Origin of the sequence: Amycolatopsis sp. EV170708-02-1, from assembly GCF_022479115.1 — a bacterium.
In the GTDB taxonomy this organism is placed as follows: Bacteria; Actinomycetota; Actinomycetes; order Mycobacteriales; family Pseudonocardiaceae; genus Amycolatopsis.
Genome location: NZ_CP092497.1, coordinates 8,735,271 through 8,753,137, shown reverse-complemented (window position 1 = coordinate 8,753,137; position 17,867 = coordinate 8,735,271). Strand labels below are relative to the sequence as shown.

The following is a 17,867-nucleotide window of genomic DNA, read 5'->3' as shown; positions in this document are numbered from 1 at the left end:
GCATCGCATTTCAAGGTCTCAGTGGCCTGTCCTCCCGTCGATGCGCTCGCGCAGCAGGTCGGCATGCCCGGCGTGGCGCGCGTACTCGGCGATGTGATGCGTCAGCAACCAGCGCAACGAGAACGGCTCCCCGTCGCGGCGAGACTTGCCCGTGTCGTCGAGCGACGCGGCCGCCACGATCTCCCGCGACCGCGCGCACTCCGCACGCCAAGCCGCCCACGCGACCTCGACGTCACCACCGGTGTCTTCGAAATCCTGCTCGGGCCACTCGTCGGAGTAATAGAGCAACGGGACGTCCTCGCCCGCGAACTGCAGGCGGAACCACCAGCGCTCGACGCCCGTGAGGTGCCTGAGCAGCCCGTGCAGCGACAAACCCGAAGGCTCGATCGGCCGCATGGCCATCTGCTCCGGCGTCAGCCCCTGGCACTTCAGCTCGAAGGTGCGGCGATGCCAATCGAGCGTCGATGTCAGGATCTCGCGCTCGCTCGCCACACGCGGAGGCTCCGGACGGTCGCCCTCCCAGCTCGCCGCGTAGTTCTCGTCGGGGATCGTGTCCATGCCCACGACCATGGCAGAGACCCCCGACAATTCCGTGGCGCTCCGGCGTCGGCCCCGGCATCCTGGTGGCCGACGGCGGTCTACTAGACTCGGCCGCACGGGCCGTTAGCTCAATTGGTAGAGCTGCGGACTTTTAATCCGTAGGTTCTGGGTTCGAGCCCCAGGCGGCCCACCACCTCGACATCCTCGCTGATCAGCGAGGATGTTCTTGTTTGTGGATCATACGGTCGTCGGCGTGATCTTGGCTGGGCTCGCTGAGTGCTCGGGCCTGCGTTTGGCTCGCCTTCGTGGTGGCCTGGACGGATGCGGGCGTGCTTCAGCCCCGGCTCGCTCCCTCTCGTTGACGGCTGTACTTGCTGGCGTGCTCTTGGGTCTGGCTATGCGGCGTGGGCGGCGGCTCGTCTGCCGGCGGTGATTGGACGGCGTCCCGTGGTCCGGTGGGGTCGTCGTTTGGGGCGGAGGCGGGCGGCGGTGGTGCGGGCGGCGTCGAGGACGAGGCGTGCGGTGGCTTCGGCGGATTGGCGGGCGAGGGTGGGTAGGACGCTGGTGTAGGTGTCGGCAGTGAGCACGATGCTGGCGTGGCCGAGGAGGTCTTGGACGGTTTTGAGGTCGTTTCCGGCGGCGAGGGACAGGCTCGCCGCGCCGTGCCGGAGGTCGTGGAGCCGGATGGGTGGTAGTCCGGCTTGGTCATTGAGGGTGCGGAAGAGGTGGGTGATGGAGTCGGGGCGGACCGGTTCGCCCCATCCGTTGGGGAAGAGGTAGCCGACGGGTTGACTGCGGAGAGGTGTGCGGGCCTGGGCGCGGTGGCGGCGCAGGACGGTGACGGTGTTGTGGTCGAGCGCGATGACTCGGTTGCTGGCTTCGCTCTTGGGTTTGCCGAGGATGACTTCGGACCCGACTTGGCGGGCTTGGTGGGACACGGTGAGGTAGCCGGCGTCCAGGTCGATGTCGCTCCACATCAGCCTTGCGACTTCGCCGCGGTGGAGGCCGAGCAGCGCGACGAGGTGGAAGAGCGGGTAGAGCCGGTGGTCGCGAACGCTGCGCAGGAAGACCGCGGTTTGCTGGGCGGTCCAGACGGCGACGGCGGGTCGTTCTCCGGTCGCTTGCCATTGTGCGATGCGTGGTGGTGTCCAGACGACGGCGTGCGGGCGTCGGTGTGCTGGGAGTTCGAACTAGCGGGCGGGGTTGTGGTCGATGAGGCCGCGGCGGACGGCTGCGTTGAGGGCGGCGCGGCGCGGAGCGTGGCGTGGATGCGTTGCAGGGTGCCAGGGGTTAAGGGGTTGCCGGCGGCGCCGTGGGTGCGGATGAGGGCGAGGAACATCGCCTGGATATTGGCGTTGGTCGGTTCCTTGAGAAGGGTTCCGCCGAGGTAGGGGATGAGGGAGAAGCGGATGCGCTGGCGGTAAGACCGCAGGGTCGAGCTCTCGGGGCCGATCCGGGTGTCCAGCCAGAGCTGCAGCCAGTGAGCGGTGCTGATCGTCGCGGGTGCGAGGGCGTGGGCGTGCGGAGCGCGCAGGTAGTCACGTGCCTGGCGCGCAGCGCACCGGGATGGGAACCCGCCGCGGCGTAGCTGCCGCCGTCGACCATCGGGATGAGACGGCATCTCGACCCGGAAATACCAGCTCCCATGTCCTCGGTCCCGCAGACGCGGACACCGGCTGTTCAGGGCTCTGCCAGTGAGGTCCCGGCAGCCGCAGCGCTTGAACACGCCTGTTTCCGCGCCCATGGAGACCACCGCCTTCGCAACGGGCACGCTGGTCGCCCGCGCTCCCGCTATCCTCCCTCGGCAGGCGGTGGAGTTGCTGGTCAGAGCTTCGCGGTGGTCGCCGCGGCCGACGGTAGGGCGCATGCGGCTGCTTGACCTGCCCGAGCCAGAACTCGTACGGGGCCGAGGCGCTGGGCGGAACCGGGAAGCCTGTGCGCTGGGTGAACGCAGAGAAGCCAGGACCGACGTCGTTGTGTCGAGGTAATACACCAAGGCGCTGGGCAGCAGGCCATCGTGGCTGTCGTGTGTGGCTTTCGGAGATTCTGCTCCAGCATGTGTCAGATCGCTGCGCGTTCGGAGTCGAACTGACGTGTCTCGGTCCGCCTCGCGGCGGAGTCGTCGAATTCCGGGGTACGACGGCGTGCGTTCCAGGCGGGGCGAGTTAGAGCCGGAACTCGCCTGCGGTTACTGCCAACGGTGTAAATGGCGAACAACGATTAAAGCGCTGAGTTGGAAAAAAGCCAACAATTTGCCGGGATGACGGGTGCCGGAACCGAGGTTTGCTTGCAGTGTTGCCGCGAATTGGTCTGGGCCATGTCATGATCGTTCACTCTGTTGGAGTCTTCCTTCACTCGATAGTGATCGTGAAGAGTCACGATGACTTTGTGGGTCGCGTGGCGTCGGGGGACGCGTGCTGACCGGGCCGAGGGGGTCCTTTCAATGGTGCGTCCGTCAGTGACGCGTGGTTTCAGGCTGCGCGCGTTACCCATGGTGTTCCTGATGCTCGCCGGCGTCGTCGTGGTGACGGCGAGTTCGCCGAAGAGTTCGCTGCCGACTCCGGTCGTTCCTGTCGCGGAGGCGCCGGATGCCGCCAGCGCGTTCGCGGCGGCCCGGTTGCAGGGCACACCGGTCGGGGTGGCGGACCAGACCGCTGAGGCGAAGAAGGTGCTGGCGAACCCTGACGGGACGTTGACCGCGCAGTTGTCGCCGCAGCCTGTACGGGTCCGCAAGGGCGACGGTTGGGTGCCCATCGACACGGCGCTGACGCCCGTGCCGGGCGGCGCGATCAGGGCGAAAGCGGCTGTGGCGGATGTGGTGTTCTCCGCCGGTGGCGAGGGACCGCTGGTTCAGTTCTCACGTGAGGGCAAGCGTCTCGCGTTGCGGTGGCCTGGCAGTTTGCCGAAGCCAGAGCTTGACGGAAACACGGCCCGGTACCGGGAGGTGTTGCCCGGGGTTGACCTGGAAATGCAGGCAGAGGCGGAAGGCTATAACCAGCGTTTCGTGGTCAAGACGCGGGAGGCGGGACGCAACCCAGAGCTCTCGTCCATCAAGCTCGCGCTCGAGACAGAGGGCGTGCAGCTCACGTCGGATGGAGCCGGCCGGGTTCAGGCTGTCGATGGCGATGGGCGGAAGGTTTTCGTCGCGCCGGCGGCCACGATGTGGGACGCCAGGGGGCGCGAGAGCACGAGCACGCCGGTCGAGGTCAAGGTCGACCGGTCCGCGATGACGTTGACGCCGAATGCAGCGATGCTGGCGGATCCTGGTACGCGGTACCCGGTGGTGGTCGACCCGGATATGCGGTCGCCGGGGCAGAGCATGTGGGCGAAGGTTTTCCGTGGTCACCCGAATCAGTCGTATATCAACGGCGCAGTGGATGGGGACGCGTGGGCGAAAGTCGGAAAATGTACTTTCGCGGAATGCAACACCATTGACCTGGCGCGCACGTACTTCCAGTTCGACACGTCTTTCCTTGTCGGGAAAGAGGTGTCGTCGGTGAAGTTCAACACGGTCATGGTGCACCGGCCGAGTTGTAGCTTCAAGAATCACAAGCTCTTCGTTGCGCAGAGTAATATATCGTCGAATCTGACCTGGAATAACCAGCCCGGCGGGCGGGATATCGGCACGACCTTGGTGCCGGCGAACGACAACTCGCCTTGTGAGGGTTACAAGGCGATCACATTCGGAGTCGGCGGCTACTACAATCCCAGCGGGCCCACCACCTATTACATGCAGGCGGAGTCGGAAACGGACTCCGATGCCTGGCGCAGGTATTCCGTGCCCGACACGAAACTGGAGATCCGCTACAACACGAAGCCGAACCCGCCGTATGACATGAAGACCGATCCGCCGCTGCCCGCGCCGTGCCGATGGTGTGACGGTGTGCCGTATGTCGGGGGCAAGTCGATCAGGCTGTTGAGCAGGTTGTCCGATCCGGATGCCAATGATCAGCTCCGCCCGGTCTGGAACATTTATGGTGGCGCTCCGGACCAGCGCGCTCCGGTGATTTATCAAGCGTCGGGTGCCTACCACAGCACCGATGTCGATCTGACGACGCGTAACGGGCAGCGTGTCACGTGGACGGTGTGGGGGCACGATTCCGCGGACGGTGGTGACTTCCGGAATGGGCCGGGCCCGTTCATCGTCGACAGGACGGGTATCGGTATCAAGCCGACTGTGACTGCGCCGCTCTACAAGGCGGATAACGCTTGGCACGGTGGTGTCGGCGTGCCGGACGTGTTCGAGTTCGACGCCAGCGATCCGACCACCACGGTCGCGGACGTCGATCACTACCTTTATGGCTGGACGGATCCGCCCACGACGAAGGTCGATGCGGTCGCCCTGGGTGGTAAGGCGTATGTGAAGTTGACCCCGCCTGGTGACGGGCCGCGGGATCTGTTCGTGCAGAGTGTCGACCGTGCCGGGAATCCCAGCCCGACGCAGGTGCACCATTTCTATGTGCGGGCGGGTAACGGCCCGTTGGCGCAATGGTCCCTGGAAGGCAACACGAAGGACACCGCGACGCTTGGCTTCCGGGACGCGACGTTGCACGGCGGCCCCGTCTACGTTCCGGGGAGTACTGGTTCGGGTCTCAAGCTGGATGGTGTCGACGATTACGTGACGGCGCCGGTCTCGGCGAGCACGTACCCGAGTTTCTCCTTTTCGGGTTGGGTCAATCTCGCGGAGAAGAAGCCAGGCTGGTCTACGTTGCTGAGTCAGAACGCGTCGACGACGGCGATGGTGAAGCTCGGGCACACCGGCACCGCGACCGATCGCTGGGCGTTGGAGTTCCGGCCCGGGAACGACCCTGCGTCGACTCCGACCACGGTGTCCTCGATCAGTGCTGCGCAGACGAACACGTGGACTCATCTCGCCGGTGTCTACGACTCCGGAGCCCAGCAGATCCGGTTGTATGTCAACGGCGATCTCCAGGGCAGTGCGCCGTGGACGAACCCCTGGCCGGCGACTCACGAGTTCGCGGTCGGGCGGGCGATCGTCAGCAGTGCCGGGGCGGACTATCTGGCCGGCGCGGTGGACGAGATCCGCACGTATGACCGGGTGCTGACCGATGCGGAAGTGAAGTCCGCGGTTACGCGGGACAACGTCACCGCGGGCTACTGGAACCTCGACGACGCGGACGGAACGACCGCGCGCAACGCCGCCTCGGGCGGTGAGATGGCCGTCCTGCAGCCCGGTGCCAGGTTCGCTCCCCAGGGAGCGGTCAACGGCGCGGCCACCTTCGACGGAGTCAAGGGCTTCGCGGCCACGTCCGGGCCGGTGGTGCGGACCGATCAGAACTTTGCGATCACCGCGTGGGTGAGGCCAGACAAACTCGGGGACATGACCGCCGTCTCCCAGGACGGCATGGCGGTGAGTGGCTTCTACCTGAAACAGAACAACGGCTCCTGGGTCTTCGGGATGAATCCCGGTGACGCCACCGGTGGCACGGCGGCAGAGGCCAGGTCCGGGGCGAACACGGTGCAGACCGAGCCGTGGACGCACCTGGCCGGTGTGTACAACGCGACCGCCAAGACACTCACCCTTGTGGTCAACGGGAAGCAGGTCGCGAGCGTCCCGGCTCCGGCGACACCGTGGCACGCCGCTGGTCCCTTCGCGATCGGGCGCGGGAAGTACGGAACCCCGCTCGGGTACTGGTCCGGTGGCATCGACGAGGTCCGGGCCTACAGCCGCACGCTCGACGTCGCGGAGATCCAGGGCATCGTCGCCCAGAACAACGTCACCGCCGCCACCTGGAAACTCGACGGCGACGCCCAGGACACCTCGGGCATGGCGAAGCACGGCACCGCGAAGAACGGTGCCCAGTGGGTCGCCGGGCAGACCAGCTACCCGGACCAGACCGATCTCGCGGTGAACCTGGACGGCGTCGACGACCACGTCAGTGCTCCCGCGCCGATCGACAGCAGCATGAGCTTCTCCGTCGCCGCGTGGGTCAAGCTGACCACCAAGACCCCAGGCTGGGGTGCTGTGGTGAGCCAGAGCGGGCAGAACGTGTCCGCGTTCAACATCGGCTACACCGGCACCGCCGATGACCGATGGGCCTTCGCGATGCACGGCCCCGACAACACCGCACCTACCGCGGTTGCTCGAGCGCGCTCGGCGCAGCCGGTGCAGACCGGTGTCTGGACACATCTCGCCGCGAACTACGACAGCAACACCGGCGAGATGCAGCTGTATGTGAACGGCACCCTGTCGGGGACCGCGTCGTTCACCGCGAGGTGGAACGCGACCACCGAGTTCGACATCGGCCGCGGGAAGTGGGCAGGCAACTGGCTGGACCACTTCGGGGGCACGGTCGACGACGTCAAGGTCTACAGCCGCACCCTGTTCACCGACGAGATCCGCACCATGTCCGGCCAGGACCTCACCTTGGTGCACAACTGGCAGCTCGACGAATCCAGCGGAACCAAAGTCGCCGACTCCACCGGTGCCCGCACCGGAACGCTCGAACCTGGGACACAGTTCGCGCCCGGCCGGGTCGGGAACGCGGTCCAGTTCGACGGCAAGACCGGCGCCATCGGAACCACCGGCGTCGACCTGCGAACCGATGAGAGCTTCAGCGCGTCGGCGTGGGTCTACATGGACCGCAAGTCCGACATCGTCTCCAAGCTCACGGCTTTGAGCATCGATGGCGAGCGGACCAGCAAGTTCCGGCTCGGGCATGTCGCCGATGAGATGAACGCGACTTGCTTCGACGAAGTCTTCGACAATCCCAACGCCTGCGGCAGGTGGGTGTTCGAAATGGCGGAGACCGACACGGACACCACGATCGCGAGAGCTGCGGTGTCGGCGTTCCCCGCGGAGATCAATTCCTGGGTGCATCTGGCCGGCACCTATGACCGCCAAACCAAGAAGATCTGGCTGTATGTCAACGGAAAGCGCGTGGGCGACGGCACTCTGAACGGACGTTGGCAGGCCTCCGGAGCCGCCCAGATCGGCCGTGGCCTGACCGCGGACAAGCCGAGCCAGTTCTGGACCGGCAAGGTCGACGATGCCCGCCTCTACACGACTGCTCTGGACAAAGAGCGGGTGTCGAGCCTGTACAAGTCGTATCCCGCTGCTGACGGTGGTACCGCCACGTTGCCGGTCGCGGACGCGGGGCACTGGCGGTTCGACGAGAACGCCGGCCAGGTGGCCATGGACGCGAGCGGTCGTGGATCGACCGTGGCGTTGAAGAACGGCGCCGGGTGGGGCGGTGGGCTGAACACGCCGGGGTTGCGTCTGGACGGGGCCACCGGCTACGCGCAGACCACTGGGCCGGTGCTGGATACGGCGAAGAGCTTCTCGGCCGCGGCCTGGGTTCAGCTGACGAAGACCGACGGCGGCTTCTACTCGGTGTTCGGGCAGGACGGTGCTCGGGTCAGCGCGTTCCAGGTCCAATACGACGGGGGCGCGAAGAAGTGGCGTGTCGTCGTCCCCAGCGAGGACAAGGACAACCCCCGAGTGTCGCGCTGTGGGCCGGCCAGGCTCCGCAGGCGTATCAGTGGACGCACCTGGCCGTGGTGTATGACGCTCAGTTCCGGCAGCTGAAGCTGTACGTCGATGGGGTGCAAAGCGCGGTCCAGGTGGGAGTCACGGTGATTCCGTCGGCCGGTGTCTTCTCGATCGGCAGAGCGTGGTGGAACGGCGGGAACGCGGGCTTCTTCCCGCAAGGAATCGACGACACGCGGGTCTTCTCGCGAGCACTCACCGACGCCGAAGTGCGCAAGGTGCACGACGACACCCCCCGGGGTGACGGCGGGGCCTGGCGGTTCGACAACGGCACAGGTAAGGACTACAGCTGGCGCGGTAACGCCGTCGTCCCGACCGGCGGCGCGTCCTTCGCGCCAGGTGTGAGCGGTACCGCGCTCAAGCTGAACGGCACTGACGGGCAGGCCACTGCGCCTGAGCGGGGATTGGCCATGCAGGACAGCTTCACCGTGTCCGCCTGGGCCAACCTCTCCCGTACCGATCAGGTCGCGACCGTGCTGTCACAGGACGGTGCGCGGATGAGCGGTTTCACCCTCCAGTACCGGCCCGAGGCCGGGCGGTGGACGTTCGGCGCGACCGCACAGGACGTTGACGCGTCACCGGTCTCCTACGTCAGCTCGTTCGACCCCGCGGTCGTGAACCGGTGGACACACCTCGCCGGGATCTACGACCAGGCGGCTCACCAGCTTCGGCTCTATGTCGATGGGCAGTTCGCGGGCAAGAAGGACGGTGTCGTGCTCTGGCAGGCGAACGGATCCTTCGCTATCGGCCGCGGCAAGACCAACGGCAAGGCAGCCGAGTTCTTCCCTGGCATGATCGACGAGGTCTACGCCCACTACGGCATGGCCTCCGACGCAACGATCAAAACCTACGGCAGCTTCCCCGCACCCGACGGCGGCCAGCTGGGCAGCTACGTCGATAGTGCGGGACGCAAGCGAACCGCGAGCACGAGTGCCGCGCCCGCGGCCGGTTTCCGGTTCGAGGAAAGCCTGGGCATGCTGATCGACGGCGCACAGCCCAACACACGTGTGCTGCACTCCTGCCAATCCGGTGCGGACTACTTCACCTCGGCCGACGCCGCCTGTGAGGGTAAGACCAAGCTCGGTGAGATCGGGTCCGTCTACACCCAGCAACCGACCAACATTTCCACGATCCCGGTCTACCGGTGCACCTCGTCGGCCGGGCATTTCGACAGCCGCCAGGCCGACTGTGGGGGAGCGACCCAGGAATCACTCCTCGGGTACACCCTCGCCTACGCGCCGCTCGTGCGGTACTACAACAACGCCGCCTACGACCACCTCGGCACCACACAAGCGGCCCGGCCCGGGTACTACGCCGAGTTCCGGCACGGCTATCTGTCACTGCTCCCGCAGACCGGGACACAACCTTTGACCGCGTGCGTGAACGACACGGACCTGTTCGTCTCCCTCGACAGCGCCTGTGAGGGCAAAACCGTCATCGAATCGATCGGCCATCTCTGGACACAGAAACCCGACGACCCCGCCGCGAAACCTCTCTACCGATGTGGCAGCAGCGGGACCGAGTCGATGACCAGCGACGACGACAACTGCGAAGGCCTGCCCAAGGACCGATTCCTTGGCTACGTCCTCGCCGACATCCCCCACGTCGAACCCGTCTTCGTAGCTACGGGCAGTGCGGAGCTGGCGCCCGGTGAAGTACGTCCATCGGCAGTCGGTGGCGGCTAGATCTCCAGCCCAAACCGCGAATTGTCCACCGCACACGAGGTAACCCCGCGCAGGGGAGGGCCTCGCCGCGTCCAGCCTGGAGAACTGATGCGACACAAACCGTCCACACGCCGCACGTCGAGAACCATCACCGTCGCGCTGATCTGCTCGCTGGTCGTGACCGGCGTCAGCACCACGCAGATCGCGAGCGCCGCCAACGGCTGGAGCGTCGCCTCACCGGAAGTCAAGTCGACTCCGGTGGCGAAGCAGACCATGCAGGGACGGAACCTCGACGAAGCGAGCCTGGCCGCGCTCACCGGGAACCAGCCCGCTGGTTCCACCACGCCCGACGGCGTAGGTACCAGCAGCGCGACCTCCCTCTCGCCAACAGCGACGTGGGATGTGTCGAAGCAGACCGGCGACTTCACTTGGTCGTATCCGCTGCGCGTGCCGCCTGCACCGGGGGACTTGCAACCCAACTTGGCGTTGTCTTACAACTCCTCGACGGTGGATGGACGCACGAGCGCCACCAACAACCAGGCCTCGTGGGTCGGCGACGGCTGGGACCTGCACCCCGGTTTCGTCGAACGCACCTACGGCAGCTGCCAGGACGACAAAGAAGGCGGAACCACCCCGCCCAAGGTCGGCGACCTCTGCTGGAAGAGCGACAACGCCACCGCCGTCTACAACGGATCCGGCGGCATGCTCATCCATGACACCGACAAGAAGGTGTGGCGGCAGAAGAGCGACAACGGCTCCCGCATCGAGCGCCTCACCGGTGCGTCCAATGGTGCTCGTGACGGCGAGTACTGGAAGATCACCACGGTCGACGGGACTCAGTACTTCTTCGGGTCGGCCGCGGTGTCGAAGTCGACCTGGACCGTGCCCGTCTACGGCGACGACGTCGGTGAACCCTGCCACGCGGCGGACAACAAGTTCGACAACTCCGCCTGCACACAGGCCTATCGCTGGAACCTCGACAAGGTCGTCGACCGGCACGGGAACCTGATCCTCTACAGCTACGACATCGAGACCAACAACTATGGGCAGAACGTCAAAGACACCGCGGTCTCCTATGTCCGTGGTGGCACGCTGAAGGAGATCCAGTACGGCCTGCGTGAAGGTGATCCCGCTCCCGCTACGGGGAAGGTGACCTTCGTGACCGAGGAGCGGTGCGTTCCCGGCAGCGTGTGCACCCTCGACAAGACCGAGAACTTCCCCGATGTCGCCCTGGCCGATCGTTGTGACGGTCCTACCTGCAAGGATCACTACAGCCCGACGTTCTGGTCGACCAAACGCCTCGCGAAGATCACCACCCAGGTACGCGCGGGCACCGGCTACATCGACGTCGACAGCTGGACCCTCGAGCAGCAGTTCCCGAACCCGGACGACGGCAACCAAGCCGCTCTCTGGCTCAAGTCCATCACGCACACCGGTCACGTCGGCACGCCCATCACGCTGCCGAAGGTCACCTTCGAAGGCAAGAAGCTGCCGAACCGCGTCGTGAAGGATGACGGCGTCGGCCATCTTAACCGCTACCGGCTCTCGGCCATCGTCTCCGAAGCCGGCGGTGTCACCACGATCAACTACGCGCCCGCCGACTGTTCCGCCACGTCCTTACCGGACAAGCCGGAAACCAACACCAAACGCTGCTTCCCTGTCACGTGGACCAAACGGGACTTCGCCGAACGCACCGACTACTTCCACAAGTACGTCGTCGGATCCGTCGTCCAGTCCGACTGGATGAGCACCAGCTCCGAACAGGTCACCAACTACGACTACCCGGAAGGCGCGGCGTGGCACTACACCACCTCCGAGTTCGCGCCCGAGAAGGACAAGACCTGGAACGAGTTCCGCGGCTTCGGCAAAGTCATCGTCCGCACAGGGAAACCCGACAACCCCAGCGGACCGACGAGCTACAGCGAAACCCGCTACTTCCGCGGCATGCACGGCGACAAACTCCCCAACAACGGCACACGATCGGTCAGCATCCCGGACAGCGAAGGCGGATCCCACGTCGACGAGGACTGGCTCCAGGGGCTAGAGCTGGAAAGCCTCACCAAGAACGGTGAAGGCGGCGCGGTCGTTGGCAAGACGATCGCCGAACCCAGCTGGCAAGGCCCGACCGCGACACGCGGGACGTACAAGGCCTATATCGTCCGTGCCGGAACGCAGCGCTCCTTCACGGCGCTGGCGGCAGGTGGCTGGCGGACCACCAAAACCACCACGGACTACGACCCCAACGGCCTGCCGACCAAGGTCAACGACCACGGCGACCTCAACGTCACCGGGGACGAGCGCTGCACAAGCACGACCTACGCCCAGAACACCGACCGATGGTTGCTGAACTTCCCGTCACGGGTCGAGACCCTCTCGACGGTCTGCGGGTTCCTGCCGGTCTACCCGCGGGACACCATCTCCGACGTCCGGTCCTCCTACGACACGCTCGCACCCGGCGTACCACCCACGGTGGGTGACGTCACGCTGGCTGAAGAGGTCGACGGATACAACGGATTCACGCCGGTCTACCGTACCGTCGCGAAGACCAAACGCGACATCCACGGGCGCGCGATCGAAATCACCGACGCTGACGGCAACACCGCCACGTCCAGTTACACGCCGGCCACCGGTGGTCCGGTCACCCAGCTTGTCACCGCCAACGCTCTGGGGCACAAGACAACGACCGTCTACGAACCGGCGTGGGGATCCGCGCGGACGATCACCGACCCCAACAACCGGGTCATGGAGATCAGCTACGACGCGCTCGGCCGTAAAGCCGAAGTCTGGCAGCCCAACCGCCCTCGAGCGGACTATCCCACCGAACCCAGCGCACGCTTCGCCTACGACGTCCGGAACAACGCGCCGAGCTCGATCACGTCGATGCGGTTCGGCCCCAAGAGCAACTACGTCACCTCGACCACCATCCTCGACGGTCTCTACCGGACCCGGCAGGTCCAGACGCCCGCGCCGGGTGGTGGCAGGCTGCTAGTCGATACACGCTACGACTCACAAGGGCGCGCCTACAAGACGACACAGCCGTACTACAACGACCAACCCGTCGACACCTCCCTCTGGGTGGCCAGCGACACCGAAGTCCCCGGTCTGACCGTCACCGACTTCGACGGCGCCGGGCGCGCGATCGCCGCCACCTACCGAGGCGGAACCACAGAATGGATTACCCGCACCACCTATAACGGCGACTCGGTCAGCGTCACACCGCCGGAAGGCGGCAGCGCGACCACCACGATCACCGACGCCCGCGGCCGCACACGCGCTCTCCGGCAGCACCACGGCGCACAGCCGACCGATGCCTACGACGAAACCAAGTACGACTACACCAACTCGGACAAGCTCGCCGCACTCACCGACTCCAGTGGTAACCGCTGGTCCTACACCTACGACATCCACGGCTCCCTCATCCGCACGGACGATCCTGACCGTGGCGCCACCACCTATCAGTACAACAAGCTGAACCAGCAGATCTCGAGCACCGACGCCCGCAACGTCACACTCGCGTTCCGCTACGACAAACTCGGCCGCAAGACCGGCGTCTTCAAAGACACCCTCGGCGGAACCAAACTCAGCGAGTGGACCTACGACACCGCGTACAAGGGCATCGGGCAGCTCGCGTCGTCCACACGCTGGGTCGACGGCAACGCCTACGTCAACAAAGTCATCAACTACGACCCTCTATACCAGCCTTTGAATCAATCGGTTGTCATCCCACCGATCGAGGGGCCGAAGCTGGCCGGCACCTACCAGACCTCGCTGGCGTACAAGGAAGACGGCAGCCTCGGCGCGGTCGGATATCCGAAGGCTGGTGACCTCTCTTCCGAGACAGTTGCCTATACCCAGGACGAACTGAACAACGTCCTCACCGCCGATGGCGGCGTTGACGACGACTTCCAGACCTACGTATCTGAAACCGAATACACCCGCTACGGCGAACCGCAACGCCTCCACCTCGGTGGCTCGAGCAGCACCGCCACCAACGGGAAACGCGCCTGGCTGTCCTTCTACTACGACACCAACACCCGTCGCCTGGACCGCACCATCGTCGACGCTGAAGTGCCGCAGCCGATGCAGGCCGACACACGCTACTACTACAACCCCGCAGGCAACATCACCTCGATCTCCAACGCCCCGATCGGGCAGCCCGCGGACAAACAATGCTTCGGCTACGACTATCTCCAACGCCTCACCGAAGCCTGGACACCCGCCAACACCGACTGCGGCGCGGCACCCACAGTCACCGGCCTCGGTGGCCCCGCCCCGTACTGGCAGTCCTATTCCTACGACAAATCCGGGAATCGGATCGGCGACACTCAGCACGTCGCCGGCGGCGATATCACCCGTAAGTACAGCTACTCCGCACCTGGCACGCCGAAACCGCACTTGCTGAACGCGGTCACCTCCGAAGGACCGGCGGGCACCAAAACAGCCCAGTACACCTACGACGAACTCGGCAACACCAAAACCCGCCCCGGCACGTCCGGGCAGCAGAACCTCGACTGGAACGTCGAGAACAGGCTCGAGAAGGTCACCGACGGAACTGCCGACACGACCTTTCTCTACGACGCCGACGGCAGCCGCCTCATCCGCCGCGACCCGACCGGCACCACCCTCTACCTCGGGTCGCAGGAGGTCCGCCTCGACAAAGCGAGCGGCAACGCGACCACGACCAGGTACTACAGCCACGGTGGTCTGACCATCGCGATGCGCAAGAGCGGTGCCCTGACCTGGCTCGCCGGCGACCACCAAGGCACCACACAGGTCGCGATCAATGCCAGCGACCTCACGGTCAAGCAACGCCGACAGACCCCGTTCGGAGCCGAGCGTGGTCCGAGCGCCGGTATGCCTGGTGAGCGCGGCTTCGTCGGCGGCACGATCGACGCCTCCACCGGGTTGACAACGCTCGGAGCCCGCAGCTACGACGCCGACCTCGGCCGATTCATCTCCCTCGACCCGATCATGGATCCGAGCACCCCCAGCAGATCAACGGCTACAACTACGCCAACAACAACCCGATCGCACTGAGCGACCCCTCCGGTCTCGCACCGGAGGACTCGCCCGGCTACTGCGTCGGCTGGCGCGGCGACTGCGGCATCGATCCCAACGTTGGAAACCACCTCCACGGCGAGTACACCCCCGGTCAGTTGGATCAAATGGATGTAAAGCGAGGTGGCGGTAAGTCAAAGAAGAAGGCTCGGGAAAATTGGACTAAGAAGAACGCGCCCAGCTCGCAGAAACGTAGTGAGCTGATGGCCGAGTTTGAAAAGGTCATTAGAAACCCGGCTGCATCCATGGACTATTGGGTGCACCCGCTCAATGTGGAGCCAGGGGTAAGTGCTTGCTTTGGTGAAATGGGTTGCGATAAGGCGTGGAAATATCTGAGTGCGCCTGAAACGGAGAACGACCTTGAAGGTGCGAAGGTAATCGCGGCCACCTATTGTGTGGACAACTATGACGAGTGTCAGCAGGCTGCGGGAGTTCAGCAGCTTGGCAGGGATCTGCTTGCCGAGCTTGCCGGGATGGTCGGTGGCGGCAATCGTGGAAACAAGGGGGCTGGTGACACTGGTTCACCCGCGGGTGAATGTGCCACGCCGAACAGTTTCGTAGCGGGAACTCTGGTGCTGCTCGCCGGCGGGGTGACGAAGCCGATTGAAGAGGTCAAGGTCGGTGACGAGGTCGTGGCTACGGACCCCGAAACCGGCCGCACCGAGTCACAACCAGTAATCGCGACCATCGTAGGCGAAGGTCAAAAGAACCTGGTTAGGCTGACCGTCGACGTTGACGGGCCAGTTGGGGATCGAATCGGCGCTGTCATCGCGACCGATGAGCACCCGTTCTGGTCGCCAGGTCGCGCGTCCTGGGTCGACGCGACCGACCTCAAGGCCGGTGATAACCTCCGGACGGAAGCTGGAGCGGTCGTTACCGTGGTCAAGGTCGACCGATGGGAGGCCCAGCGCCAGCGCGTCTATAACCTCACTATCGACAGTCTGCACACCTACCACGTCTTGGTGGGTGAGACGCCCGTCCTTGTGCACAACACCAACTGCTGGAGTTCCAAGTCGAATAAAACGTCTGTAGAGAACGCTTTCGGGCACTGGCAGAAGCATAAGTCGGAGTTTCCGAATCTCAACAATGCGAAGGAGTATGTGGAGGCGGCAACGGCTTTTCTGAATAGTGCAGACGCGAATGTTTTGAAACGAACCCGACAAAATGGAGATGTTGTTCGTTTCAATCCGAGAACGAATGAGTTCGGCGTAATGGATCCGTCGGGTGTACCTCGTACGTATTTTATACCGAACCCGGCGACTCATGGTTATCCGACAAATTTGGACTACTTCAATGCTCAATGAAAGCCACATGTACTGTCGAGTCTGCGGCCTTATGCAGATTGACCCTCCGTGGGGGGAGGATGGGAAGACGCCCAGCTATGATATTTGCGACTGCTGTGGAACTGAATTTGGATACGAGGATGCAACCCCCGCTGGAGTAGCTCGCGCTAGGGAAAAGTGGGCGAGGTCGGGGTTTCAATGGGTGCAACCGTCGTCACGCCCTGATGGTTGGTCGGCCGATGTTCAGCTTATGAAGGCGGTCAGCTTAGATGATCATTAGTATCGATCGCCGCTGAGTGAAAATTAAATATTTGGCTGTTGAGATGATTGATGATGGGTCTAGTTTGAAACGCTTGCGCGGACTTTGGCTGTTGCCGGTGATGTTGTGCTGCTCATGTTCGATCGGTGCGGGGAGCGTGGTGGCGAATCCGGTCGGTTCGGTCTCGGCTCCCTCTCCGAGCTGGGCTCCGGTGGTTTCGCCGGAAGTGGTTTCCTCGGCTTGCGGCTTCCTTGGCGCCGATGAGCTTCGAAGTGCCCTGGAGTCGAAGGCCGCCTACCGGTCGGTTGAGGAGAAGCCGGTGGAGGGACAGCGGAGCATCGCCTATGGTTGCGAGTTCAGTCGTGTTGATGATGGGTCGGGTGTCGGTAGCTTGATGGTGACCGCCATCAAGGGTGAGGCGGCGCCGGAGAGCGCGCTCGCCGTTGCCGAGCGGGACTGTCGGGGTGAGGGGCAGGCCCAGCCGCTGGCGGACGCCGGGGAAGCGGCGATGTGGTGCCGGAACGAGGACCTCGACACCCTGGTCGTAACCGTGAAGCGGAGCCACGGTGGGGTCCGGATCGCGCACTTGACGTTGGCCGGTAGTCCAATGGCTGCCAATATCCCCGGGTACGCCTCGCTGGCGCGACTTCTCGGCGGCAGGCTGTAGCGTCCGAAGTTAAGCGAGCCATCCGGTCTCTGATCGGACCCGAGCACAGCATGGCGCTCAATTGTCTGCAGGCAAGGCCGCGAGACGCAATAGTCTCGATGGGGATGACGTGTCCGAGGCAGCACAAGACGGGAGCACGGACACGGACATGCTGTGAACGGCAGGGCTGGCCGTCCGCGGCCGGTGAGGATCGACCCAGGCGAATGGTGCCTCGGTTCTCCACGTAACGGGCGATCTGGCGAAGCTCCTCGGTAGCCGACTTTAGTGTTGAAAGAGTGGGCGATGGGGGAGCACGCCGTCTCCGATTGGGCTCCGTTGCTGACGTAGAGCCCGGCACGACCTGATAGGGCCTGACACCTGGTTCGGCTGTGATGTCCGTGTTGACCTGCGCGGATGGTCGAAATCCGACACCTCGCGGCACTGCGCTTTAATCCGTAGGTTCTGGGTTCGAGCCCCAGGCGGCCCACTCTTTCGTCTCCGTTTGCCCTTGCTGCGCCGAAATACGTGGTCAGCTGTGGATGACCGCTCGGGTGGAGGCTTGGAGGATGTCTCCCAGAGCCGTGCGGGCTCGGGTGAGGTCCGCTATGCGGGAGTCCAGCTCGGCGTACTGGGTTCTGAGGTGGTCGAAAACGCAGGCCTGGAGTTGGGTCCCGTCACCGACGAAGCAGGGCATGAGCTCGCGGATGACCTTGGTAGGGAGCCCGGCGGCGAGCAGCGTTCGGATTCGGGTCACGGCGGCGGGGGCCTCGGGATCGTATTGGCGGTGGCCGCCTTCGCTGCGGCGGGAGGTGAGCAGCCCTTGGGCCTCGTAGTAGCGGAGAAGCCGTACGGCAACGCCTGTTTCGCGGGACAGCTCCCCGATCTTCATATGACCCATCTCATACCG

General features: G+C 64.6%; 8 protein-coding genes and 1 tRNA gene. 6 read left to right on the top strand and 3 right to left on the bottom strand.

All coding sequences use genetic code 11. The features are described from left to right. Nucleotides 1–18 precede the first annotated feature (18 nt). The gene (locus MJQ72_RS40015; RefSeq protein WP_240596094.1) at nucleotides 19–558 is read right to left on the bottom strand and encodes a DinB family protein; all 540 of its coding nucleotides are present in this window, start codon (nucleotides 556–558) and stop codon (nucleotides 19–21) included. A 99-nt stretch (nucleotides 559–657) separates the two neighbouring features. Between MJQ72_RS40015 and MJQ72_RS40010 the strand changes: the two genes are divergently transcribed. Next, a tRNA-Lys gene (locus tag MJQ72_RS40010) sits at nucleotides 658–733 on the top strand. A 202-nt stretch (nucleotides 734–935) separates the two neighbouring features. Here MJQ72_RS40010 and MJQ72_RS40005 read toward each other — a convergent pair. Continuing rightward, nucleotides 936–1,604 carry a site-specific integrase gene (locus tag MJQ72_RS40005; protein ID WP_396427028.1) on the bottom strand — a complete coding sequence of 223 codons (669 nt, stop codon included), beginning with the start codon at nucleotides 1,602–1,604 and terminating at the stop codon, nucleotides 936–938. Between the two features lie 1,394 nt (nucleotides 1,605–2,998). On the opposite strand from MJQ72_RS40005, the gene MJQ72_RS40000 reads away from it, so the two are divergent. From MJQ72_RS40000 to MJQ72_RS39980, 5 genes are all read left to right on the top strand, one after another. Next, nucleotides 2,999–8,089, top strand: coding sequence for a LamG domain-containing protein (locus MJQ72_RS40000; protein WP_240596093.1), 5,091 nt, complete (start codon nucleotides 2,999–3,001; stop codon nucleotides 8,087–8,089). Beyond that, the gene (locus MJQ72_RS39995) at nucleotides 8,059–9,735 is read left to right on the top strand and encodes a LamG domain-containing protein (RefSeq protein WP_240596092.1); all 1,677 of its coding nucleotides are present in this window, start codon (nucleotides 8,059–8,061) and stop codon (nucleotides 9,733–9,735) included. Before MJQ72_RS40000 ends, MJQ72_RS39995 begins: the two co-directional genes overlap by 31 nt. 87 nt (nucleotides 9,736–9,822) lie before the next feature. Then, nucleotides 9,823–14,751: an RHS repeat-associated core domain-containing protein gene (locus MJQ72_RS39990; protein ID WP_240596091.1), complete on the top strand. Its 4,929-nt coding sequence runs from the start codon at nucleotides 9,823–9,825 to the stop codon at nucleotides 14,749–14,751. A 224-nt stretch (nucleotides 14,752–14,975) separates the two neighbouring features. Continuing rightward, a complete protein-coding gene (locus tag MJQ72_RS39985) occupies nucleotides 14,976–16,076 on the top strand; it encodes a polymorphic toxin-type HINT domain-containing protein (protein ID WP_240596090.1) in 1,101 nt (366 codons plus the stop codon). A 290-nt stretch (nucleotides 16,077–16,366) separates the two neighbouring features. Next, nucleotides 16,367–16,981, top strand: coding sequence for a hypothetical protein (locus MJQ72_RS39980; RefSeq protein ID WP_240596089.1), 615 nt, complete (start codon nucleotides 16,367–16,369; stop codon nucleotides 16,979–16,981). 508 nt (nucleotides 16,982–17,489) lie between these two features. Here MJQ72_RS39980 and MJQ72_RS39975 read toward each other — a convergent pair. Further along, nucleotides 17,490–17,849, bottom strand: coding sequence for a MerR family transcriptional regulator (locus MJQ72_RS39975; RefSeq protein WP_240596088.1), 360 nt, complete (start codon nucleotides 17,847–17,849; stop codon nucleotides 17,490–17,492). Nucleotides 17,850–17,867: the final 18 nt, after the last annotated feature.